At 56.3% G+C, this 23,100-nt stretch carries 21 protein-coding genes; 8 read left to right on the forward strand and 13 right to left on the reverse strand.

Features of this window, described 5'->3' with window-relative positions; all coding sequences use genetic code 11:
* Window positions 1-5 precede the first annotated feature (5 nt).
* The 4 genes from A4E19_01445 (at window position 6) to A4E19_01460 (ending at window position 3,714) form a co-directional block, all read left to right on the forward strand.
* On the forward strand, window positions 6-1,565 hold the full coding sequence (locus A4E19_01445; protein OQW35454.1) for a hypothetical protein: 1,560 nt from the start codon (window positions 6-8) through the stop codon (window positions 1,563-1,565).
* 52 nt (window positions 1,566-1,617) lie between these two features.
* Window positions 1,618-2,280 carry a hypothetical protein gene (locus A4E19_01450; protein OQW35455.1) on the forward strand — a complete coding sequence of 221 codons (663 nt, stop codon included), beginning with the start codon at window positions 1,618-1,620 and terminating at the stop codon, window positions 2,278-2,280.
* A 64-nt stretch (window positions 2,281-2,344) separates the two neighbouring features.
* On the forward strand, window positions 2,345-3,379 hold the full coding sequence (locus A4E19_01455; protein ID OQW35456.1) for a hypothetical protein: 1,035 nt from the start codon (window positions 2,345-2,347) through the stop codon (window positions 3,377-3,379).
* Window positions 3,376-3,714 (forward strand): hypothetical protein, encoded by a 339-nt coding sequence (locus A4E19_01460; GenBank protein OQW35457.1) that lies wholly within the window; start codon window positions 3,376-3,378, stop codon window positions 3,712-3,714. Before A4E19_01455 ends, A4E19_01460 begins: the two co-directional genes overlap by 4 nt.
* Before the next feature lie 179 nt (window positions 3,715-3,893).
* On the opposite strand, the gene A4E19_01465 is transcribed toward A4E19_01460, so the two are convergent.
* Together A4E19_01465 and A4E19_01470 are read right to left on the reverse strand one after the other, a co-directional pair.
* Window positions 3,894-4,421, reverse strand: a complete 528-nt coding sequence (locus A4E19_01465) for a hypothetical protein (GenBank protein OQW35458.1) — start codon at window positions 4,419-4,421, stop codon at window positions 3,894-3,896.
* A gap of 57 nt (window positions 4,422-4,478) precedes the next feature.
* Window positions 4,479-4,799, reverse strand: coding sequence for a hypothetical protein (locus A4E19_01470; GenBank protein OQW35459.1), 321 nt, complete (start codon window positions 4,797-4,799; stop codon window positions 4,479-4,481).
* Window positions 4,800-5,037: 238 nt separating this feature from the next.
* Here A4E19_01470 and A4E19_01475 point away from each other — a divergent pair, with 238 nt between their 5' ends.
* Window positions 5,038-7,812: a hypothetical protein gene (locus A4E19_01475; protein OQW35508.1), complete on the forward strand. Its 2,775-nt coding sequence runs from the start codon at window positions 5,038-5,040 to the stop codon at window positions 7,810-7,812.
* Between the two features lie 170 nt (window positions 7,813-7,982).
* Here the strand turns inward: A4E19_01475 and A4E19_01480 are convergent, their stop codons facing one another.
* The 9 genes from A4E19_01480 to A4E19_01520 form a co-directional block, all read right to left on the reverse strand.
* Complete coding sequence (locus tag A4E19_01480; protein ID OQW35460.1) at window positions 7,983-8,879, reverse strand: hypothetical protein; 897 nt, start codon at window positions 8,877-8,879, stop codon at window positions 7,983-7,985.
* Window positions 8,880-9,718: 839 nt separating this feature from the next.
* Complete coding sequence (locus A4E19_01485) at window positions 9,719-11,152, reverse strand: hypothetical protein (protein OQW35461.1); 1,434 nt, start codon at window positions 11,150-11,152, stop codon at window positions 9,719-9,721.
* 598 nt (window positions 11,153-11,750) lie between these two features.
* Complete coding sequence (locus tag A4E19_01490) at window positions 11,751-13,130, reverse strand: hypothetical protein (GenBank protein OQW35462.1); 1,380 nt, start codon at window positions 13,128-13,130, stop codon at window positions 11,751-11,753.
* Window positions 13,131-13,354: 224 nt separating this feature from the next.
* Window positions 13,355-13,915 (reverse strand): hypothetical protein, encoded by a 561-nt coding sequence (locus tag A4E19_01495; protein OQW35463.1) that lies wholly within the window; start codon window positions 13,913-13,915, stop codon window positions 13,355-13,357.
* A 74-nt stretch (window positions 13,916-13,989) separates the two neighbouring features.
* Entirely contained in the window at window positions 13,990-14,781 is a 792-nt protein-coding gene (locus A4E19_01500) for an acyltransferase (protein ID OQW35464.1), read from the reverse strand.
* Window positions 14,782-14,877: 96 nt separating this feature from the next.
* Window positions 14,878-15,225, reverse strand: a complete 348-nt coding sequence (locus tag A4E19_01505) for a hypothetical protein (GenBank protein OQW35465.1) — start codon at window positions 15,223-15,225, stop codon at window positions 14,878-14,880.
* Between the two features lie 82 nt (window positions 15,226-15,307).
* Window positions 15,308-16,186: a hypothetical protein gene (locus tag A4E19_01510; GenBank protein ID OQW35466.1), complete on the reverse strand. Its 879-nt coding sequence runs from the start codon at window positions 16,184-16,186 to the stop codon at window positions 15,308-15,310.
* A 24-nt stretch (window positions 16,187-16,210) separates the two neighbouring features.
* Window positions 16,211-17,497 (reverse strand): hypothetical protein, encoded by a 1,287-nt coding sequence (locus A4E19_01515; GenBank protein ID OQW35467.1) that lies wholly within the window; start codon window positions 17,495-17,497, stop codon window positions 16,211-16,213.
* On the reverse strand, window positions 17,494-18,438 hold the full coding sequence (locus A4E19_01520; protein ID OQW35468.1) for a histone deacetylase: 945 nt from the start codon (window positions 18,436-18,438) through the stop codon (window positions 17,494-17,496). The genes A4E19_01515 and A4E19_01520 overlap by 4 nt, the downstream gene beginning before the upstream one ends.
* 253 nt (window positions 18,439-18,691) lie before the next feature.
* On the opposite strand from A4E19_01520, the gene A4E19_01525 reads away from it, so the two are divergent.
* A complete protein-coding gene (locus A4E19_01525) occupies window positions 18,692-19,009 on the forward strand; it encodes a hypothetical protein (protein ID OQW35469.1) in 318 nt (105 codons plus the stop codon).
* Window positions 19,010-19,026: 17 nt separating this feature from the next.
* Window positions 19,027-19,620, forward strand: coding sequence for a hypothetical protein (locus A4E19_01530; GenBank protein ID OQW35509.1), 594 nt, complete (start codon window positions 19,027-19,029; stop codon window positions 19,618-19,620).
* Here the strand turns inward: A4E19_01530 and A4E19_01535 are convergent.
* Window positions 19,617-20,390, reverse strand: coding sequence for a hypothetical protein (locus tag A4E19_01535; protein OQW35470.1), 774 nt, complete (start codon window positions 20,388-20,390; stop codon window positions 19,617-19,619). The genes A4E19_01530 and A4E19_01535 overlap by 4 nt on opposite strands.
* Window positions 20,391-20,462: 72 nt before the next feature.
* Window positions 20,463-20,960, reverse strand: coding sequence for a hypothetical protein (locus tag A4E19_01540; protein ID OQW35471.1), 498 nt, complete (start codon window positions 20,958-20,960; stop codon window positions 20,463-20,465).
* Between A4E19_01540 and A4E19_01545 the strand changes: the two genes are divergently transcribed.
* A complete protein-coding gene (locus tag A4E19_01545) occupies window positions 20,959-22,758 on the forward strand; it encodes an oligoendopeptidase F (protein ID OQW35472.1) in 1,800 nt (599 codons plus the stop codon). The genes A4E19_01540 and A4E19_01545 overlap by 2 nt on opposite strands.
* Window positions 22,759-23,100 lie beyond the last annotated feature (342 nt).

Below are 23,100 nucleotides of genomic sequence, written 5' to 3' on the forward strand. Positions count from 1 at the left end.
CATGTATGAACACATCTCCACCTCGCCACACGCTTGTGAACCTCGCGATCGCTGGCTTGTGTTGGATATTGTCGCCATCTCAAAGCTGGAGCCTCGATGTAACCCAACCGATTCCTGCTGAGCGACGTGAAACTGTCTCCCTGGCCGACGCAGCGATTCGCGCACTGCAACACAATCTCGATATTAGTATCAGCCGCCACAACAAAGAAAGCCGGTTGGCCGATATCATTGTCGAACAATCCAAGTTCGACCCCAACCTGAGCATCAACGGTCAATATAACCGAACGGTAAATCCGCTCAATCGACCCGTGTTCGGCGGAACCGGAGTCAACCTTAATCAGATCAGAATTTTTGATCAGCGTAGCCATTCGGTAACCGTCGATGCTTCGACCAACCTCATCACCGGCGGGAATGTCGACGTGAACTACAGCCCGGCTCGAAACAGCGTGAATCAAGATGTCGCCACGGGATTCTTGTTCAACCCCTCGTGGACGGGCGGCCTGGCCTTCACCTTCACTCAGCCGTTACTCAGAAACGCCGGCATCGCGGTCAATAAAACCTTCATTAAAATCGCCCAGAACAATGCATTCGTCGAAGAGCATGTCTTTCGAGACCGTGTGATGACGGTCATCACCACAGTCGAGCAAACCTACTGGGAATTGGTGTTTGCGAACGAAAACCTAAAGGTCGCCCAAGCCGCCTTGAAAGCCGCGGAAGAACTCTTGGCATCGAACCGCGCCAAGACCAAAGCCGGTGTGATGTCGATCGTCGATGTTCTCCAAGCCGAGGCGGCCGTCGCGTCGCGGGTGGAACAGGTATTGGTGGCGGAGAAATCCATTCGCGATCAAGAGGACCAACTGCGTCGTCTTTTGAATCCCGGCGAAGAGGAACTGCGGCAAGACGTCCGCCTGACGCCGACAGATGCCCCCGTCACGTTTCTTGAACCTCTCAGCCTCCAGGAAGCGATCGACACCGCGATCGAACAGCGGCCGGAGGTCGCTCAGGCAAAGAAAAACATCGAGTCGGGCGAACTCAATAAACAATTCGCCCGCAACCAATTACTCCCGACCCTTTCGTTCCAAGGCACCATGGGATTAGCCGGACTCGGCGGAGACTATGGAGAGTCCTTTACCAGGAACTTCAGCGGCGACTTCTACAACTATGGAGCGGGACTGGTGCTCAGCTATCCGCTCGGCAACCGTTCCGCCATCAGCACGTACAACAAACGGCAGCTGGAAGCCAAAAACGCCGAGGTGGCGCTGGCCAGTGTTCGGCAGCAAATCATCGTCGGCATTCGTGAAGCGGTGCGTCGAGTCCAAACCGATTTCAAGCGGATCGAGACCACGCGTTCGGCCCGCATCATGGCCGAGAAACAACTCCAGGCCGAGCAGGAACGGTTGAAGGTCGGACTCAGCACGACCCGCTTCGTGCTGGATTTCCAGCGTGATCTGGCGACGGCACAGGGTAACGAGTTGCGCGCCATCGTCGATTACAACAAATCGCTGTCCAACCTCTCCCGCCACAAGGCGACGACGTTGGACCGGTATCACCTCGAACTCTCGTAGCGCCCTCATGACACCCGAGCCAGATCGGCTCGTTCGAAGTTCTCTTTCCACTATGGGAGCAGCGCTGCCGTTGCTCCCCGTCGGAGCCACGATCGGCTATTACTGGCTTCCTCACTCTCTTGGAGAAAAGTTACTCGTTCAATTCCTCCCGCAACTTCTCGCCTATGTGGCCATGGGTCTCTGGGTCTCGCGCACGTCTGCGGTTCCGATCAAGCTGGGGTTGGAAAGAGCGAAGGCCGGAAACGGGCTGAAATGGGGGATAGTCACTGGATTGTTACTCGGAAGCGTGAATACCTTCGTGATTCTTTCGGTCTATCCGGCCCTCGGGTACGACATCACCTTCTTGAAGCAGACCCTCCATGGTCGCCTTCCAGTCCTCCTTATGGTCCCGTGGCTCATCTGCGGAATCGCGTTGTTCGTGGAGCTGAACTTTCGCGGCTTCCTCTTGGGGCGGCTTGCCGAACTTGAATCGCGCTGGCGGGGCACCGAGTCGAGTCGAGGTCGGACCCCCTTTGCCCTCATTGCAAGCACACTGACGTTTGCATTCGACCCATTCATGGTGAATACGTTTCAGCATCTCCACTGGATCGCCCTCTGGGATGGGTTGGTCTGGGGAAGCATCTGGCTCCAAACCCGAAACCTCTGGACTACGATTGTCGCTCACGCCGTCGAAGTCATGGTGATGTACAGTGTGGTCAGAGCGGCGATAGGATGAGAAGCTGACAATCTGCTGATTGGCATCCCATTTGCCAGATCAACAGATCATAAGTGATTACGCCATGAACCCCTCCTTCTCCAGTTACTTGGTCAACGATGTCTTCGGCGATCCGGGCCTGTACGTGGACATCCGCTGGTCCAAGCGAGCGTTGCTGTTTGATCTCGGCCACAACGTTGGATTGGGACCGACCAAATTGCTCCGGGCCGGTGAGATTTTCATCTCGCATACCCACATGGATCACTTCATTGGATTTGATACGGTCCTCCGCGTCGCGCTCGGACGAGGCAAGACGCTCAAGCTCGTCGGGCCGCCGGGTCTGATCGACAATGTCGAGGGGAAATTGCGTGGCTATACCTGGAATCTCGTGGACGGCTATCCCCTCACGATCGAGGTTCGGGAATTTCATGAACACGAAATTCACCGAACCGTGTTTGGGGCGAGCGACGGGTTTCATGCAGGAGAACGACGCACCGCTCCCGCACCACGCTGCGACGGTCCGCTCTTCACCGTGTTGGAAGATCCGATGTTGACGGTCAAGGCCGCGGTCTTGAATCATCGGATTCCCTCCTTCGCCTATTCACTGGAAGAGCACTTTCACATCAACGTCAACAAACAGAAATTACATGAGGCAGGGCTGAGGGTCGGCGCGTGGCTCAAGGACGTGAAGCACCATATCTGGCAAGGCAAGCCGGATGATTTCCGCTTCACCGTGGCCCTCTACGATGAGCATCGGCGGGAAGACCGTGAATTCGTACTGGGTGAAATCAAAGAACGATTTCTGACGATTTCACGCGGGCAAAAGATCGCGTACGTCGTCGATGCACGGTACGACGAGGAAAACGAAGCCAAGATCGTCTCGCTCGCCCAAGGTGCCGACATCTTCTACTGCGAGTCGCCTTATCTGGATTGTGATGCAGAAAAAGCGTACGACCGATATCATTTGACGGCCAGGCAAGCCGGGCTCATGGCGAGGAAAGCCCGCGTGCGTGACCTGGTGGTGTTTCACTTTTCCCCGCGTTATACCGGCCAAGGAGAAGCATTGGAGCGGGAAGCGCTGGAGGCGTTTAGCGGAAATGAAGACGGAGGTTACAGGTGAGCGATCTCGGCAAATATGCGCTTTACTTTTTATTGGGCGGTTCGATCGTGAGCTTCTCCACCTATCTCGGCTCGCAAGGCAAATCGTTCCTCGCCGCCATGGCCAGCACTTTTCCCGCCATCACCGGCGTCACATTTGTCCTGCTCTATGCCAGCGGTGGAGGGGCGACCACGGTCGACTACGCCAAGAATCTGCTCTGGTTTGTCCCACCTTGGACTGTCTACGTCCTCGCCATGATCATGGGCATCCCCCGCCTCGGTTTTTGGCCCGCGATGGTCGGATCGCTCGTTCTCTATATGGGATGTATCGGGCTCGTGAAGATGATGCTGCGATAGGGTACCCACACCCCATGATGTGGTTCATGAGTCGTTCGTCTTGAGCTCGTCGAATGCTTATTAACCAACGAGGCTCGACTCTTGCGGCTCGGCGCGATCACCACAGACTTCCACAGCCAGTCGGGAGCAGTCGAACGGCTCACGGCAAACGAACTCATATGGTACCAGTCTAGACTTGCCTAGCGTTCTCTGCCGAACTGCACCTGACTGATCTCTTCTAGGGTCGATACCATGTGATCAAGAGCCGCAGAGACGGACCGGCTGGCGATGTGGGAAGGACCGTCGGTCCCGGCCCAGATGTCTGGAGGATCAGCCATTTCTCGTATGTTTTGGCAGAACTGACCGATCGTCTGCTTCCAGTGGAGCGGCCCACTATCTCTCTTAACGTACTGGACTTGGTCTTGTGAAAAGGGCCGATCGAATTGCCCCGCACGCAGCTGCCACATCGCTTCCATCGCTTGCTGCCGCTCAGGACCGATGTCCAGCCCGCAGGCTCGTTCGTTAAGCGCCGCGCACAGTCCCCCGACTATGTGATCGACATGCATCTCTGGAAATACGTCCACGCAAGCCTGCATCAGCAGATACTTGTGAAAGAGAAACACCTCGGCGGCGATGCGTGACTCTTCTGCAGTGGCATCGTAGGCCTGAGCGAGTTCTCGAAAGGCCCTCGCCGAGGGTCCGCACAGGGCGGAGCCGAGAAGCGGCATGATACGACGGCCCAATCCCAAGTACTCCTCATTAGTAAGCAGTGCCATGCAAGCCGCTTATTCGACCACAACCGCCGTGCCGCTCGCACTGACCATCAACATGCTGCTGTTCGTCCCGATGGTTTCATAGTCGATGTCGATCCCGATGATCGCATTGGCCCCCAAGTGCTTGGCCTGCTCACGCATTTCCTCGAGGGCGATATCCTTGGCCTTTCGAAGTTCTTTTTCATACGCGGCCGACCGCCCCCCGACGATATCCCTGATCGAGGCGAAAAAATCACGAAAGATGTTCGCGCCGAGGATCGCATCCCCGGACACCAAGCCCAAGTATTTCACGGCCTTCTTGCCCTCGATATTGTTGGTCGTCGACAGAATCATGTGTCCTCCTGGTTAAGTGCCCCATCCTCTCACCTCTGGTGAACCATCGCCAAGCCTTTTGCTGAATACAACTACACAATCGATCGCTAACGCCATAACCTGTGCTAGCGGAAGGGCGCAGGCCTCGACAAGCTCAGAATGAACCGTTGGGGACGCTGCTCCATCGTTGAACCAGCCATCAACTGTTGCTACCATGATCGGTCACTCTGATGCAGGAGCGATCACCGTGCCCAACCCTCTGCCCCCCAATCCCACGACCAATCACCTCATCATCGAAGGGGCGCGGCAGAACAATCTCAAGAACATCTCGCTGCAGATTCCTCACAATCAGGTGACGGCCATTACCGGTGTGTCGGGATCCGGCAAATCCTCGCTTGCGTTCGACACGATCTTTGCGGAAGGCCAATGGCGCTATGTCGAGTCGCTCTCGACCTACGCCCGCATGTTTCTCGACAAGGTGGCTCGTCCGGATGTAGATCGCCTGATCAATGTGCGGCCGGCCATTGCGATCGAACAGAAGAATCAGGTCCGATCGGCCCGCTCGACGGTCGGCACGACGACGGAAATTTCTGACCTGCTACGTCTGCTCTTCGCCAAGATCGGCAAACCCACCTGTCCCGATTGCAAGCAGGAAGCCCGTTCATTTCAGCCCGACACAGTCGCGGACGATCTACTCGAGCGATGGCCCGATGCCAGGGCGATGGTGCTGTCTCCGATCGCGACGCCATCGCGCAAAGAAGAAGCTGCCATGGTTGAATCACTGCTGCCCCGCGGCTTTACCAGGATCAAAGCAGGCGATGACATCATCGATTTGCACGATGTCGAAGCGCCATCACTCCATAGGTCCTCCCCCCTCTTCATCGTCCTTGATCGCCTGGTAATCCGGCAAGACAACCGCGCGCGGCTCGTCGAAGCCATCGAAACGGCCTTTCGTGAAGGAGAGGGTCGCTGCTCCATCGAGCTCATCGGTCATGGGCTTCAGTCGTACAGTACGAACTTTCTCTGCCAACGGTGCGGACGCACGTTCGAGCCCTTGCGGCCGATTCTTTTTTCGTTCAATCATCCGCTCGGCGCCTGCCCGGAATGCAAAGGGTTCGGCAATGTGTTGCGATACGATCCGGAGCTGGTGATCCCCGACCCTTCGAAGTCCTTGGCCCAAGGAGCCGTCGAACCCTGGAGTAAACCGAGCTCCGCCTGGTGGCAGAAGCAGATGTTGACGGCGATGAAACGGCGCGGAATCGACGTCGACGTTCCGTTTACATCGCTGCCGGCGGACCAGCAGCGCTTGCTCTGGGAAGGCGACAAATTCTTCGACGGGATCAACGATTTCTTCGAGTACCTCGAAGGCAAGCGGTACAAGCTCCACGTCCGTGTCTTCCTCAGCCGCTACCGCACGCCTTTTGATTGCCCCGGTTGCCATGGCAGCCGACTGAAACCGGATGCGCTCTTTGTCAAGATCGCTGGATGCGATATCCATCAGACGACGGAGCAAACGGTCGAGAGCCTTGTGAATTGGATGAACCGCCTGCCTCTGCGACAATCCGACCGGGAAATCGCAGCCGATATCCTTCGACAGCTCACAGCAAAACTGAGCTTTCTTCAACGGGTCGGCCTAGGGTACCTGACGCTCAATCGGCAAACGAAGACCCTCTCCGGCGGCGAGGCCCAGCGGGTGGCGCTCGCCAATCAGCTAGGATCTCGGCTCGTCGGCACCCTGTACGTCCTCGACGAACCGACGATCGGCCTTCATCCCAGGGATACGGATCTCTTGGCCGGCATCCTCCGTGATCTGGCCCACACTGGCAACACGGTCATCGTCGTCGAGCATGATCACCGCATGATCGAGTCGGCCGACTATCTTGTCGAACTCGGTCCTCACTCCGGCGAAAAAGGAGGCGAGATCGTGTGTGCCGCGCCGACGCGGAAATTCATCCAGGACCGCCGGGCGACCACCGCCCGATACCTGCGCGGCGAAGACCACATTCCCCTGCCGAGCAAGCGGCGCTCCGGCAACGGCAAGATGCTGGTGATCGCCGGGGCGGCGGAGCACAACTTGAAAGATCTGTTCGTCCGCATTCCCCTCGGCATGCTCGTCTGTGTGACCGGCGTCTCCGGTTCAGGCAAGAGCACCTTGGTGGAAGATACGCTCTACCGATCCGTCGCCCGGGCCTTCCGTGTGGAATCCCTTCCCATGGGGCGGTTTAAGGCGATCAAAGGGATCGAGCATCTCACAGGTGTTCGGTTGATCGACCAACAACCGATTGGGCGCACCCCGCGATCCAACCCGATTACGTACCTGAAAGCGTTCGATGATATCCGTCGGCTCTTCGCGTCGGAACGGGACGCGCTCCGACAGGGATTCCCCCCCGGCCACTTTTCGTTCAATGCCGTCGGCGGCCGTTGCGAGCGTTGCGAAGGCAGCGGCGTTGAAAAGCTGGAAATGTATTTTTTTGAAGACATCTATGCACCCTGCGAGGTCTGCGAAGGCAACCGTTTCAAACCCGACGTGTTGAAGATTCGTTACCGCGGCAAGAATATCTCTGACGTCCTTACTATGACGGTGGAGGAAGCCTTCTCCTTCTTCGCCGGGACACCCAAGCTGCAGGACAAACTGCATCTCCTTGCCTCCATCGGGCTTGGGTACCTCCGTCTGGGCCAGTCAGCCACCACACTGTCCGGCGGCGAGGCCCAGCGTCTCAAGATCGCCGCTGAATTGAAGGACGCTTCCGCTAGGGATATGCTCTATATCATGGATGAGCCGACCACCGGCCTGCATTTTGACGACATCAAGAAACTCCTCGCCGTCCTGCACCAACTCGTCAATGCCGGCAACACGCTGGTCGTCGTCGAGCACAACTTGGATGTCATCAAGTCCGCCGACTGGATCATCGACCTCGGCCCGGAAGGGGGGGCTGCCGGAGGATACATTATGGCCGAAGGCCGACCGGAACAGGTCGCCAAAGTTCAGGCGTCACATACCGGAAAGTTCCTCGCAGAGACCTTAGAGAAATAGCAGCAACCAACTCGTCCAGATCAATAATGACTGCCGTTTTGTTTCGAAACACTCGACTGGGCAATGAGCATTACTCAATGCCTGATACTGATCGGTGGCCATGTGCCACGTCATTAGCCGTCACTGGCAGATGCCCTCTCAATATTACTTGTGCGGTTTAGCCCCCATCCCTAACTGTTGCTTCCGCTCTCGCGTTGTTCCGTCTCCCACTCCCAATCACAGAAAATGTGCGTTCCCTTTTCGATGTTTGAGATGGACTTGGTGGTCAGAATTCCATCCTGGTACGAGAACTCGACTGGCTCTTTGGGACCGTCTTTTGACCGCTTGAGGGAGACGGCCGGCGTTCCTCTGATGCGAAAGGGAGTCTCCCGTTTCTGGGTGGCCACATGGGAGAAATCGAAGATTACGACCGCTTCATCTGCTGGATACTCGAAGTGCACGCCTCCATCGCTCTCGTATTTGTGACCTGATGGATTGAACTGAAAGCCATTGTAATAGTGGTAGGCGACCGTCAGATAGTCTCGTTTAGAAATGTCGAGCGTATAACTCAGATGTTTGAACCCCGACTGCTCGTAGTGATGGAGATCGAACTCGGCGGATGGGGGGACAATCGGCGTTACATTGACAATGCCGGACGAATGGCCTTCAAGGGGGACCCTGTTCGCATGTGATCCTTTTAGGTAAAAGGTCTTCAGATAGAGCGCTTCGTCGTACAGCGGGATTTCTTGTTCGATTGCATGGCCGGCAAGGCGAAGCTTTTTCATGTACAAGGGTTTTTCGCCCTGCTCCCGGTCTCGAAAGACAAGAATTTTGGCGTAGATGACTGCTCGGTGAATCGCAATCGGATGGCTCGAATTGGGTGAGTTCTCTTTCTTAGTAACCCATTCGCCGAACCAATTGGCACCGATCAGACCTGCAAAGATAGTTGCAAGAGAAGTCCAAACAATTTCCGCGAATTTGGACTGTATCAGGCTGCCTTGTTGTGCACCTGCCGCAGGTTGGGCCTCATTGTCCTGAGACAGGTGCTCTTCGGAGTTTTGGACCGAACCTTGGATCGTGGTGCTCATGATAGAAGCTCTCGGTCGAGACGTGATTTCGAGATGTCCGGGACTACCTCATGCTGATGAAGGAAGCAGGATGCTTGCCAAACTCATGGAGAATTGCAATCGCAACGTGGTCGGTAAGGAGAAGCTGGATATTTTTGTACTTTAAGAGTGATGCGTCCTACCGAGTAACGCTATAAGCACTACCCCGACCGCGCTCGTCACAGATGCGTGTATCAACAAAGATTCATGAGATGTATCTCTTCCGATCCGAATGAAGTTATGAAATGCTCATGCCCTGGCAAACGAAGTAGCGTCAGGCAACGCTCCCAAGTGTTGTGAATAGCAGGGGGCTTTAACGTATGCTATTCGGCGGTAAGGCGCTGGCTTAGGGAGGAGAAACCTATGGAAGATCGCAAGCGCTAACTCTGTACCTGAGAGACTATCACTGCGGGTGTTTCGGATTGTTATGCCTATAGTTCAGCCGTCAGCTTCATCTGCAGATACGTCTTTCTGGCAGAATCATGAGAAGACTCGGATCGACCCGCCAAAGGGCCACGCGACTAGAGTGTGGTCCAAGGACTCACGAATGAGCTGCATGGGATGCGCGTCCTGGACCCGTGTCTCAGGCGAAAGATCGCTGAAGAACCCTTGTTGAGTAGCATCGACATGAGATGTATCATGAAAGAAATGAAGATCGGCGATACAAGAGACTGAAGGCTCTGCAGAAGCCCAGGACGATGGCGTTCGAGATAAAAGTGGCTGAGGCGAGCTTCTTCCCGCACTGGTTGCCGACCTCTTTGTCTTGCCGGATGCAAAGCGGTCCGGCCGGGAAACGCCGGCCGGACCTTGACTAACACGAGCTAGTCGTCACCTTCCAGTTTACTGACGTCCTCTGATTCAATCTCGTTGGAACCAGATAGATCGAGCGCATAGTTCACGAGATCGCTGGCTGTGAAACGTCCGTTTTTGCCCAACGTCGGAATCCATTCCGGATCTTGCCAGAGATAGGACGCCTTGTCGGCTAACAAGCACGCGATAAACGTGCGTGCGACAATGGCTGCACCCGCTCCGGCCAGACGACGCCCTTTGGCTCTGACCTCGCCTTCGCGCAAGACATAGAACCACAAGGGTGCCGGACCCGAGCCGACTTTGGTTCCATTCGTGGTCCAAATTTCATTTTCGCTCAGCCGCTTCGGAATACAGAGACGTCGAGCGACATGCTGCCCGGCCGGAAGTCGCATATCGATACCACGCTGAAGATTCCGCGTCGCCAGCGAGCGGAATTTGTCCGGTGTTCCTGGCGGTACCACGCCGTCCGGCAGCCGAAGCATGACACGGGACAGTTTAGTATCCACAAGCTTGCTTGGCTGTGCAGATGGACCGAAGAAGGTATTCCACTCGATTCTGAGCTCAGGTGGGATCGGACGGAAACCTCGGAGATCTCCCACCGAGTTGGGAATCGATGGGTCGTCCGGGAACAACGCCGCAGCCCGAATACCACCGGTCCGTCCGAGCAAGTAACCGGGACGCGTTTGGCTGTGGCCGAACCGATAGGCGGCCACGCTGAACTCGACCGGCATGAAGGCGTGGTCTTTGAACTCAAACGACGGATAGGCAACCGTGTTGGGCACCAACTTGCTGCCGCAAATGCGTGGCAGGAATTCGTTCACGACGAGCCACTGGTAATGCCATCGAACGAGTTTCTGTGCCGCCTCGAACCGCTCCCGGCCAACCGGCATGCCGGCAAATTCTTTTTCGAAGACTTGGTTGTGGAACTTAAGCCAAATCAGGTGCAGCTGCGCGATGATCGCATTTTCATCGTTCCGAGGATCGCCGATCAGTGCGGTACCCTGGGAATTGCGAGGCAGATCGTTCCCGTCCGGCGAAAGGAGCAATCGGAACGGCTTGTCGCGGTCGTAGAGGTGTGGTTGCACCGCCGGACCCAACCCATACACTGAGTCGAGCTCGAGTGCTGGGGTGCGGAAGTTGATGGTCGCGGTGACATCAACCTGCTGCTCGAGCTGAGACGTGGTATCAAGGGTCAGGTCATGATCGATAAACTGACCCAGAAAGGTGTATCCCGCCTTAATCCGTAGGTTATTCTGGCTGGTATCGCCGGGGCCAGGATTACCACCATCCATCGCGCCATCGACCTTTCCCAGCTCGACCGGACCCGGATCGAAAGCCGTCAGTGAGCGAAGCTCAGGAAACATGCGGCCGAACCGACCCGGTTGATTGAAACGCCCTAAAGGGACGTTAAGCCCCCGGTCATCAAAGCCATGTAAGCACTGCATAGCGACCCTCCTTATGGTGAAAATAATAGTGATGTGAGTGAATACGACTTCGTTGAGTCGTTCGAGCGAGCTCTCATCTCCTCCGGTTCACGCGTCGCAATTCAGGGCAGCCTCGTCGAGTGAACCGGTAAAGAAAGGATGTGACTCAACTCGTGTGCATCTTTCCATCCGACAGCAAGCGAGATGCCATTGCAGAGGAATGCTCACCGACCATCTATACAAGCGGTCTGATCTCTTTACTTTCAGCCGTATACGGTTTTAAGAACGGCCACCCCGTGTGATGCGTACCGTTCCAATCACATACACATGTATCAAATCAGATTCAGGCGGTGTATCGAATCGGATGACCAGAACACATTGTTGTCTATGGTTCAAAACAGAATAACGGGAATTGCGGCACCTTACCTTGGCGCCTACACCGCGCTTCTACTTGTAAATATACCAGTATAGTTACCAGTGAAGACTCAGTACTGGCCCTACAGAGAGATCCAGCAAGATACTGGTGCTGTGAGAAGCGACGATGTGGATCTCGGTCATCGACTCGGATGGATAAGAGCCGACCGTGGATAGTGAAGCCCTCGCTCCGTGACGCTGGCAACTACTCGTGCGGTTTGTTGACCTGTGGCGCCGGCTCTTCGCTGGCCAGCTTCTTATGCAGATACTTCTTACTCGCCATCGTGATGAGGAAGGCCAGCCCGATGGCGATCGGAACGAAAACCGCTGAGGCGAGGTTCGCGTTGCCGAGCCAGCCCACTTCGGATAATCCTTTGAAGATATACCCCGCCAGGCCGGCCAGATAATACGCGATCACGATCACCGACAAGCCTTCGACCGTGTGTTGCAGAATCACTTGGCTCTTGGTCGTTTTGTCCACGCTTTGAAGCAGGGCGAGGTTTTGCGATTCCAGGATCAAGTCGATGCGGGCCCGAATGATCGCGATGATGCCCTCGAATCCGCCTCGGAGCGTATCGATACGGCGTAAGAGCTGTTGATACCCTTCCGCGACTCCCGTAATCCCACCCAGGACATAGTCGGAAATCGGACGGTACGAGTCCATCGCATGCTCGGCGATGGACCCCAACGTCGTGTGCACTATCTTGTCGTAGGGGAGCGACGCGGACAGCTCGAAGTGAAGTTTCCCCGCCATGCGGTTGGTCTTCAGCAAATCCTGCGTCAGCGTATTCAGCCAGCGCTGCAAGGTCTGGGAGTCGGCGTGTCCAATGTGCTGAGTAATGATCTCCCGTTGTTTCAGATGAACCTGCTCGAACTTATAGACTTGATCGATGGCGGCAGAGAACAGCGGCTTTTGCATCAATAACAAATGATAATAAGTCTCGATCCGCACAATGGCATCCACAATGTCTTTCAGGCGTGAGGAATCGCCTTGGGACGGTCCGATACTGACCCAGTACCGTTCTCGTCCCTGCGTATCCGGTGTAAAACTCGTCACGACGCATGTTTGCTCGTTGAAGACTCGGCTGCCGTATAAAACGGGCCCGGGCATCAGTTCGCGTAGGTCGCTCCGCGACGGCAACAAACCCGTCACGAGTAGAATGTCCAAGCGGCACACCACCGACCCAAGCGGCTCCAGGGGAAACGTGTAATCCGGAAACGCCAGCGCGCCGAAGGTCACCGCCCCTGTCACCGGCGAAGGCACGTGCCAGAGTTGATAATTGTAGTATTCCGTATGTGCTTGCCAGATAAGGATGAGCCGATCGCCGTTTTCCGATTCCTTCACCCCGTAGCCGAAATTATCCCGAAGCTCGATCGTCTCGGCCGGAACCTTGAAATATCCCAAGAGCGACTGGAATTCCGATCGACTGGCCGGACGTTGCGTCGGCGGGTCAGACATGCGGAATGCTTCATAATGCACGTGAGCCGGTGCACGGAGCCATCTCCCGATCGGCTGGTGAGGGCGTTCATGCAACTTTCTCAAGAACGCTTCGGTTGCCGCCTGAGATCCCTCCGGCTGACCCATGTCCTTCCCTCCCTGTGCTGCATCATTGTCGGCCCGAATCCGCCGTCTTCTCGACCTTCGCACCTGCCATCTGGGTAAAAGGGCAGCAGGATCTTCGGAAACCCTCATGGACGACACTGCGATGAACAGCCGTGCCCGAGTGACGGCACCATGACCCTAGCATCCGGCACGGGAAGCTTCAACGATGATATGGCGGACGCTGATACCGGAACGGCTCAAGGCGCTCAGTTGCAGGAAGGATCGAATGGCATCTCGGCATAGGCTTGATAGTCATCTCCAAGGGTGCGGACGATATCTCCCCAGACTCGCGTCGGCTCTTTTTCAAACACCGCGTGAGGGTCCGCCGGCAACAAGATCCATGACCCGGTCTTCATTTCTTGTTCAAGCTGGCCCGGCCCCCATCCCGAATATCCTAAATAGGCGCGGAAAGATTCCGTCGTCCCGGCCCCGGTGAGAATGCGCTCGACCATGCCGAGGTCTCCGCCAAGACAGACGCCGTCGAATACGTGGTGCGAGTTGTCCGGAAATTGATCGCCTCGATAGAGCAGCATGACTTGATTCGTCTGCACGGGCCCTCCGGCATAGAGCACATGGCCTGATCCCTCGATCACTGGAATCTGCGGCAAGGCTTCGGAAATGGACATGGCCGTGGGGCGATTCACGATGACACCCAGAGCACCTTCCGGCCCATGTTCGCACAGCAGGACGACGGTCTGGCGGAAATTCGGATCTCGTAGGCTGGGGGTCGCAATCAGAAAAATGCCTTTGCGCAGTTCGGTACCCATGAAAGAAATCCTACCCTGCCCACGCAACTTGCGCAAGCGCGCCGCTTCTCCCGGCAAGACATCAGACGTAAGGGTTACATCTTGTACAACGACGTGCGGCGGTCGCGAAGCAGATCGTTGTAGCGATTCAAGCTTTTGTCGCGGGCTTGCGCAGGCTCGATCTCAACGATGGTCAGTTCTTCTTGGTCACGAGACGCACGATGCTGAATGATTCCCTTGGGCGTGACCACTTCGCTCTGGCCGATGTAAGTCAGCCGCTCTTTCCCCCCCCGCGCTTCGCTGCCGATACGATTGCACGTGACGGCAAAGACGCGATTCTCAAGGCATCGAACCGGCATGGAATCGGGGCAGTTCGGCAAGACCAGATTGGAAGGATGACAGATGATGTCCGCCCCTTGCACCGCCAACGTCCGCGCAGCCTCCGGATAGTACCAATCGAAACAGATCATGACACCGATCCTCGCGAGCCCGATGTCCCAGACGAGAAATCCCGAGTCGCCCGGAGCAAAGAATTGCGTCTCTTCGTAAAAGAGATGCGTCTTCCGATAGCACCCGAGAAAGCCGGAGGGTCCCACGACGACGGCGGAGTTGTAGCAACAGAGAGCGGATCGCTCAGGAAGTCCGGCCACGAGATGCATCTTGCGGCGTCTTGCGATGTCGGCGAGACGGCGCACCGTCGGGCCGTCGGGAACCGGCTCAGCGAGCCTCCGAGCTTCCTCCCCTGAAAGAAATTGATACCCAGACGCGAACAATTCCGGCAGCACGATGAGATCGGCCTCCGCCTGTTCCAACCTGGCCGTCACGACATCGAGATTCTGAGCCACCTCACCGAACTGTGGGTTGAACTGATAAAACCCGACTCGCACGACACACTCCCGCGTTATACACAAAGCGGGCAGAGACTATAGTCTCTGCCCGCTTCAACAAAGGCACCGTAGCAGCAACCGTAGCTGGTCGATAACTTACTTCACTTCGGCCAGATGCGTCGCCGCCCCGTCGGCATGTTCGGTACAGGCATCGGCATGTCCGGCCTTGCCATGCTTCACGGCTTCCGTTAAGTGCTTCACCCCTTCGGCCAAGTGCGGATTCTTCATTCCTGCCGCTTGCGCATGTTTGAGCGCCTCACTCGCGTGTTCCACGCATGCATCCGCATGTCCTTCTTTCCCATGTGACGCGGCACCTTTTGCATGTTCCACCGCTTCGGCCACATGCTTGTCGGCGGCAAGCGCCAAACCGCTCAGCACCGGAGCCCCCACCAACGTGCCGATCCCGAGAGCCAACATCGCACTACGAAGGATTCTTCTCATCATGGCTGCCTCCTTGATGGTTGAAGTCTTGCCGCTCACGTGGTCCAATTTCGTGAATTCACCTTACACAGCGCTCCTCAGGGTGTCAAGAAGGCTTGGACGCATGATGAAACCCCAGTATTTTTTGGAGCGCATCAAAATCTTTTTCCACCGGACAGGCAAAGTCCCGACTCCACTCCCACCATGATCCAGGGTAGTTGCTGATGTTCGGATATCCCAACAGCTTGAGGATGAAATAGAGCCAGGCCGATCGTACACCGCCGGTACAGTAACAAATCACGTCTTGCTCAGGCCGAACTCCCTTTGCCTCCAACATCTCCTTGATCACGGATGGGTCTTTGATGGTGGCATCCTGATTCAAGAAGCCATTCCACGCCACATGGATGGCGGAGGGGATGTGGCCTGGACGAGGGATCCCGGATACCTCTTTCCCTAGATATTCTTCCACGCTGCGAGCATCCACAATCGCTGTCCGAGGATGCGGCCCTCCGGCGAGAGTCTTCAGGTCTTCTTTTAACGCCATCACCGCCTTGACCGCGTGCGCCTTGAAACTCCCCATCGGAGGGCGGACACGCCCATGCTCGAACGGCCGCTTCTCGGCCGTCCACTTCACCCACCCGCCGTCCAAGATGCGCAGACGTGTGTGGCCCAGGTATTCCAACATCCAAAACATGCGACCTTCATCGCCCCAATTGTCGAAGGGATTGGAGTAGATGACGACGTCGCTGTCAGGAGTCATCCCAAGCCGACTCAGAATACGTTCGATCTGTCCGAGATCGGGATTGAGCAATCCCTTCGCCACCGCATTGGGATCACTATATTCATGCCAGGTCGAATGCACCGCTCCAGGAATATGTCCGCCGAACTCATAGGCCGCCGTGCCGCGAACATCGACGAGGACAAGATCGGGACGACCCAATTGCTGCTGAAGCGTTTCAGTATCGATCAATAACGGATGCTTCATAATGTTATAAATCCGCGGTTAGGATCAGCTCTCCGCCTTGAGTTTGCAATTCGGCGATTCCGGCCGAGAACTGACAGCCGATACCTGATGGCTCTTGCCATCCAATGCATTCTTGAGATCGCCGGACAACGGGAATTCTCCCTCGTACACGACATACCGATAGGGGTCATCTCCGGTCAAACCGTATTTCGTCCGCAGCATCTCATGCTGCGCATCGGTCAGGATATGGTACCGTACCAGGGTTCGCAGCTTCAGTCCCTCCCCTTTTTCAGGGATCCGATACGCGAATTGGTATTCGCGGCTCTCCTGAGGAAGCAGGCGATTATCATACAACTCGACGATCGCCGGCTGCCACAGAATCCACCGACCCATCGTCGAGCGTTGCTGTTCCAACACGTTCCCCAGCCGATCTTCCACCAGAAATTCCACCGTAAAGAATCGGTCCGGATCCCCCGTCGGCGTCTTATGCCCGGCTCCCGCGTTCGTGAAGGTGAGCGTAAACTCCACACGATCGCCCGGCTTCGGAGCATCCGTATCGGCTTTTACCCCGACCGCAATCGCCCGCTTGACCATCTCAGGATCATGTCCACCACGCCAGAGATGTTGACGCCCTCGGCGCACCGGCCCACCCATCGCCACCGGCCGATCGATCTCCGGCATGTGACAACTCTGACAGATGAATCCGCGCTCCTGCCAATACTTTCCTTCATATTCGGCATAGGTCCCGCACGGCCCAACATTGTAGAACTGTGCCGGGCCGGATACGACATTATGACAGCGGTAACAGATCTTGGCCGTCCTGAAATTGGGATCAAACTTCGTCGGGTGCGGAGCCACGGAATCTTCGAACGGACCGTAAATCACGCCATCGCGCACATGACAGGCCGCACAGGTCACCGACTCTTTTTGATACTCGGCATCGTAGCGAGGATTCACCTCTTGAACGGCCTTCTCGACCCTCCCACGAGGAATCTCTTTCACCAACGTGGGCTGCTGGTTTTCGAGCGGCGTATGACAATTGAGGCACACCCAGACATTGTTGTCTTTCTTCCAGTATGCCTGAAAGAACGGGTCTTCATAGGCATGGGCATGAATGCTCGTCTTCCATTCCTCGTAAATTTCGCGGTGACATTGGCCGCAGGATTCCGCCTTGAGACTTGCCAGCCCCTGAGGAACCGTCTGGTAGGGAATGGCATGGGCATAATCGGACCGCAAACCGAAGATGACGACCGGTTTGACCTCGGTGTAATAAAGATAGACCAGCCCGACCAGACTTAGCACCCCCAGGCCGATCTTCAGTCCTCGTGTCATGCGTTCAACAGCGCCTTGATATGGGCCTCAACCGAGAGGGAGAGGGCTCTCAAATTGTAGCCTCCTTCCAGGGAAGAAAGAATGCGACCCTTCGCGTGGCGTCGGGCAATACCGGCCACAATTTCCGTCAAATCGGCATAGCCCGCTTCCGTCAAACCCATGCCGGCCAAGGGGTCGTCTTTGTGTGCGTCGAATCCCGCCGAAATGATGACAAACTCCGGTTCAAACAGGTCGGCCGCCGGAACGAGGGATTTGAGAAAGATCGCGTGGTACTCTTCGTCCCCTTCTCCAGGCTCCATCGGGACGTTGATCGTAAACCCCATTCCCTCTTCCGTGCCTCGTTCGCTTCCCCGCCCCGTTCCCGGATAGTGCGGATACTGATGCGTGCTAAAGAAAAGTACGGAGGGATCATCCTCAAAACTGTGCTGAGTCCCATTCCCATGATGAACGTCCCAATCGACGATGAGCACTCTGGAGATCCCGTATTGCTTTTGAACATAACGCGCGGCGATGGCGACGTTATTCAACAGGCAGAAACCCATCGCCCGTCCTGCTTCGGCATGGTGTCCGGGAGGCCGGACGGCGCAAAACACGTGCTCGACTTGCCGTGCCATGATGGCATCGACCGCCGCCAATGCGCCTCCCGCCGCCAAGTACGCGGCGCTCAATGACCCCGGCGACATTGAGGTATCGGGATCGAGCGACACGCGGCCGCTCGTGGGCGCATGCTGATTCAGAGCCGAAACATAGTGAGGTGTATGGACTTGCGTGATCCATTCATCTTCGGCGCGACGGGGCACGATCTTGGTTAACTGAGCCAGCGTGTCGCTCCGTTCCAGTTGTTGCACGATCGCACGCAGCCGGTTGGGAGACTCCGGATGCCCGGGTCCCATGTCATGTTCCAGATAGGCCGGATGATAGACGAGACCGGTTTTACCCATGTTTTACCAATGATAAGTTCTGTGAAGCCTGAACCCCATCTCGTCCGTCACATCGATGAGATGAATAGTTGCGAGTTTCGTGCTTCAAGTGCCTCACATCGATAAATCGACCCAAGAAACTCCAAACTTGGAACTTAGCATCGCGACACAAACGACGAGATACAACACGCTCCGTCAGATTATCACGCTGAAAACGTCGTAGACAATGTATGCCGGCGCTGTTATCGTTCGGTATCAACCGGAGGAGCATCGCATGCCGAATCCAAGAATTGAGCCGCTCAAGAAAGTTCTCGCCATGGATCCGAACGACGATGTCGCGTGGTTTGGGCTGGGGAAAGCCTATATGGACGACGGGAATTTCGAGGAAGCCGCCGAATCGCTACGCCGGTGTGTGACCGTCAAACCAACCTATTCAGCCGCCTATCTCGCACTCGCACAGTCACTCCAGAGGCTGGGTCGCCTCGAGGAATGCCGGACGATCTGCGCCACAGGCATCGACGTCTCGACAAAAAACGGCGATGCGATGGTGACGAAGAATCTCGAGGCTTTAAAGCTTTCCCTCCCGTCGTGACATCCGTTTCCTCGTCCATGTTTCCCTTTCGTCTTCCGCCCTGGGCCATCCGTCTGTTTTACCGCCAGCAACGCACGCTGCTCGCGGCTCCAGATCGCATGCGATTCGTCATTCGGCTGGCTCTGAGAAATGTCACCGCCAAAACCGGAGGGCCCTTCGGCGCAGCCGTGTTCGAGACCTTGACGGGGCGACTCATTGCAGTCGGGGTCAATGTCGTGGAACCTACAAATTGTTCGCTCGCTCATGCTGAAACGGTGGCGCTCGCCCACGCACATCGTGCCCTGAAGCACTTCGATCTTGGCGCGGCCGACCTGCCGAAGCTGGAGTTAGTCACGAGTTGCGAGCCCTGCGCCATGTGTTATGGCGCCATCATGTGGTCGGGTGTTCGCAAAATCGTCTGTGCGGCGCGCGGGTCAGATGCAATGGCGATTGGGTTTGACGAAGCTCCGAAACCTCATAATTGGGTCGCGGAGCTGAAGAAACGGAGGATCACCGTCGCGAGAGATCTTGGTCGAGAGGAGGCCATCGCTGTCTTTCGGCGGTATCGACAAATGAGCGGCCTGATGTATAACGTTCGGAGGTCGGACAGGACCAACTTGATGACGCCCTAAAGAGTCTGTCTGATCGCATCTTCTTGCCGTGCGCTCAACGGTGCGGTTGCACGAGGATTCTGAATCAACATGCACACGCGGGGCTGGGTACGCTCATGTTTGGCCCGCTCGATCAACTCGACATTGGCCAATCTCAAGGCTGATCGGGAGGGAAGCGGCTCGACATCCCGCATTGCAATCATGACGGCGCCGAGGGTAGGAACGCTCGTGAGCAGCACGGTAACCAACCCAGCGAGCACTTTCAGGTCCAGCCAGATCGGGTCGGCACGCCCGTACTTGTCACCTTGAAGATCCGCCCGTGGAACCGAGATGCTGAGGACCACCGGGTCACAATAGCCGGCCACTTGCTTTGCCTTTTGCCGAATGCGCGCGAGAATTCGGTGAATCAGGATCACTCCTCGATCTTCTTCACCGATAATCTCCTCGCTCTCAAGCCCTCGCACGGGCAATCGTTGCCGTTCCGCCGACCCGACCATGGCGGTGACTTCCACAAAGAACCGGTCATAGTCTGTGTAGCATTCGAGATCCGCCGTTCGCGCCTGCGACTCAGGCAACAACCTGACCCGGACGCCGGCATGGATCAATTGGGTGGCCAATTCCAACTCGGCGATTGCCGATTCTCTCACCCCATAGTCCACGTGTGTAAGCCGACGCACGAGCCGGGCAAGGCGTGGATGGCTCGATGCATCGGCACAGTGTAGGTGCAACGTGCTCCAGCGATCATGCAGTTTTTGAGAGAGCCCTTCCGCTTCCCGCTTCCAGGCCGGCATCGAGCCAAGGAGTTCCCCTCGTAGAGTTGGGGCATGTTTGAACGACCTTCGTGGGCGAAAACGTCCCATGGTTCACGCCACCTCCGAATCGCCTTCATCATTCGAGGTCGGTCCGAGAACCTCCCCCTGCCGCTTGGCGAGTTCTTCAGAAGCCTCATCCAACCATCGTCCTGCGCAGCCGAGCACTTCACGAACCAAGGGCTCCGGATACCCCGTTCGTTTGATCGTCCACTGAGAAATATATTCGAGGAGCGTTTCCCGGTCGAAGGATCTTGTCGAATGCACCGCCAAGGTCGACAGCTCTCCTAACCCCGTGTGAAGGATGTCCGAAACGGTGTCCCGGGCATACGACGTGCTTGCGGTCACATATTGGACGACGCGATGGATCTCTTGGTCGTTCATATCGCTGTCCGTTTTGAGGATTTTTACATCTCGGTGGTGGACTGTCAACGCAGCTGCCCATCCATGGCCGCTTCCGACGATTTCTCCACCTTCGGCACGGGCCGGATGATAAGATGCCGGCGCACCGTTTGACGGCTCTTCAACAGCGACGTAAAGGAGATCGGGCATGATCGCGAGACATCCGGTTCGGCGCAAGACTTCCTCTCCGATGGCATCTAATCGGTGGGATCTCACTCACCTCGTCAAAAATCCCACGAAAGACTTAGCGCGGTATTTGGAAGCGCTTGATACACGGGTGGCACAGGTTGAGTCGGCTCGTCCTCAGCTCCAGGCAACCATGGCCGCCTCTGATTTCCTATCGATTCTACGGCGTACCGAAACAATCGCCGAAAGTTGCGCCCGGCTTGGCGCGTTCGCCTACCTCTGGTTTTCGGAAGACACCACGAATACCAACGCGCGATCGTTTAAGTCCCAGGTGGAGGAACGGCTCACCGCCATACAGAATCGCCTGCTTTTTCTCGATCTCTGGTGGCAGGGAGTCGATAAGGACAATGCCGCACGGTTGATGGCCGACGCCGGAGACTTTCGGTACTACCTGGACACCATCAGGCGCTATACCCCGCACACACTGTCGGAACCCGAGGAAAAGATCATCAACGTCAAAAATGTGACGGGACGGAACGCCGTCAATACGCTCTATGATGTCGTAACCAACGGGCTGACGTTCACGATGAAGATCGGCGGGAAGACTCGTACCATGAACCGCGAAGAACTCATGAGTCATGTACGAAACCCAAAAGCCTCCGTCCGCGAAGCGGCCTATAAGGAACTCTACCGCGTCTTCTCAGCCCAACGCGACCTGCTTGGAGAGATGTATCGGACGCTCGTGAACGACTGGAGAGCCGAGAATGTCGGGCTCCGTGGGTACACTTCTCCCATCGCAACCCGTAACCTCGGCAATGATGTGCCGGACCAAGCCGTGGACGCGCTGTTGGCCACCTGCGCCAAGAATGCCCCGGTCTTCCAGACTTACTTCAAATTGAAAGCACGGATCTGCAAGATCTCCCCCATGAATCGGTACCATATCTATGCCCCTCATCGGGCCGACACCAAGAAATACGCATATGCCGATGCCGTCAACATGGTGTTGGCGGCCTATCGCGGCTTTTCTCCCCGGCTGGCAGATTTGGCCGAACTTGTCGTGAAAGAACGACATATCGACGGACCGACTCGTCCCGGCAAACTGGGCGGGGCGTACTGTTACAGCGTGGTCCCCGGCCTGACACCGTACGTCATGTTGAACTTCACCGGGGAAGCCCGGGACATCGCCACCATGGCCCACGAACTAGGCCATGCCGTGCATGGCCTGATGGCCAAAGACCATTCGATCTTTACGTTCCATTCAACCCTCCCGCTGGCCGAGACGGCGTCCGTCTTCGGTGAACGCATCCTCTCGGATACCCTCATGTCGAACGAGCGCAACAAAGCCGTGCGACAGGGGTTGCTCCTCAATCAACTGGACGACATCTATGCAACGGTGCTCCGGCAGGCTTATTTCATTCGTTTCGAGCAAGCCGCGCATCGGATGGTCGCGGAGGGGGCCACGGGAGATCAACTGGCACGGGCCTATCTTGCAGAATTGAGGCAGCAATTCGGCAAATCGGTAAAGGTGCCCGACGAATTCCAATGGGAATGGCTCATGATTCCCCATCTGTTCGCCAGTCCGTTTTATTGTTACGCTTACAGCTTCGGCAATCTGCTCGTGCTGGCGCTGTATCGAATGTACAAGGAACAGGGGGAGTCATTTGTTCCGAAGTATCTGGATCTGCTCGCCACCGGCGGCTCCCAATCACCACAGGACATTCTCGCCAAGGTGGGTGTGGATATGACATCGGCCGCCTTTTGGCAGTCAGGATTCGATACCATCAACGATATGGTGCAGCAGCTGGAAGGGACTCTGTCCTAATAATAATCCCATCTCATTGATAGTTGGCTTAGCTAATAATCGCTGGACAGTGTGGGCTCTTGACAGGATCGTTATTTAATGGCATACTGAGAATGCTTCTCATAATCGTTGATTGGTGACTGTATGTATGTTTGCCTGTGCCGAGGAATCACTGAGTCTGATGTGCGCGATGCGGGGCGAGCGGGGTTTGTGATGCCCTGTCAGCTCAAGTCCAAGTTCGGTCTGAGGCAAAGCGGGAGCTGCGGGCGATGCGCGAAGAACATTCACGAGTTTGTCGAGCTTGCCGTCCAGGGTTCCTCGACCAGCACGGTCGATCGGTAGATTGCCGAAGAGTGTCTCTCG

Source organism: Nitrospira sp. SG-bin1, from assembly GCA_002083365.1.
Lineage (GTDB): Bacteria > Nitrospirota > Nitrospiria > Nitrospirales > Nitrospiraceae > Nitrospira_D.

Bases quoted from the DNA above. Each gene is read 5' to 3' on its own strand.
- A4E19_01445 (OQW35454.1), top strand. From the start codon at position 6: ATGAACACATCTCCACCTCGCCACACGCTTGTGAACCTCGCGATCGCT.
- A4E19_01450 (OQW35455.1), top strand. From the start codon at position 1,618: ATGGGAGCAGCGCTGCCGTTGCTCCCCGTCGGAGCCACGATCGGCTAT.
- A4E19_01455 (OQW35456.1), top strand. From the start codon at position 2,345: ATGAACCCCTCCTTCTCCAGTTACTTGGTCAACGATGTCTTCGGCGAT.
- A4E19_01465 (OQW35458.1), bottom strand. From the start codon at position 4,421: ATGCCGCTTCTCGGCTCCGCCCTGTGCGGACCCTCGGCGAGGGCCTTT.
- A4E19_01470 (OQW35459.1), bottom strand. From the start codon at position 4,799: ATGATTCTGTCGACGACCAACAATATCGAGGGCAAGAAGGCCGTGAAA.
- A4E19_01480 (OQW35460.1), bottom strand. From the start codon at position 8,879: ATGAGCACCACGATCCAAGGTTCGGTCCAAAACTCCGAAGAGCACCTG.
- A4E19_01485 (OQW35461.1), bottom strand. From the start codon at position 11,152: ATGCAGTGCTTACATGGCTTTGATGACCGGGGGCTTAACGTCCCTTTA.
- A4E19_01490 (OQW35462.1), bottom strand. From the start codon at position 13,130: ATGGGTCAGCCGGAGGGATCTCAGGCGGCAACCGAAGCGTTCTTGAGA.
- A4E19_01495 (OQW35463.1), bottom strand. From the start codon at position 13,915: ATGGGTACCGAACTGCGCAAAGGCATTTTTCTGATTGCGACCCCCAGC.
- A4E19_01505 (OQW35465.1), bottom strand. From the start codon at position 15,225: ATGATGAGAAGAATCCTTCGTAGTGCGATGTTGGCTCTCGGGATCGGC.
- A4E19_01510 (OQW35466.1), bottom strand. From the start codon at position 16,186: ATGAAGCATCCGTTATTGATCGATACTGAAACGCTTCAGCAGCAATTG.
- A4E19_01515 (OQW35467.1), bottom strand. From the start codon at position 17,497: ATGACACGAGGACTGAAGATCGGCCTGGGGGTGCTAAGTCTGGTCGGG.
- A4E19_01520 (OQW35468.1), bottom strand. From the start codon at position 18,438: ATGGGTAAAACCGGTCTCGTCTATCATCCGGCCTATCTGGAACATGAC.
- A4E19_01525 (OQW35469.1), top strand. From the start codon at position 18,692: ATGCCGAATCCAAGAATTGAGCCGCTCAAGAAAGTTCTCGCCATGGAT.
- A4E19_01530 (OQW35509.1), top strand. From the start codon at position 19,027: ATGTTTCCCTTTCGTCTTCCGCCCTGGGCCATCCGTCTGTTTTACCGC.
- A4E19_01535 (OQW35470.1), bottom strand. From the start codon at position 20,390: ATGCCGGCCTGGAAGCGGGAAGCGGAAGGGCTCTCTCAAAAACTGCAT.
- A4E19_01545 (OQW35472.1), top strand. From the start codon at position 20,959: ATGATCGCGAGACATCCGGTTCGGCGCAAGACTTCCTCTCCGATGGCA.
- A4E19_01540 (OQW35471.1), bottom strand. From the start codon at position 20,960: ATGCCCGATCTCCTTTACGTCGCTGTTGAAGAGCCGTCAAACGGTGCG.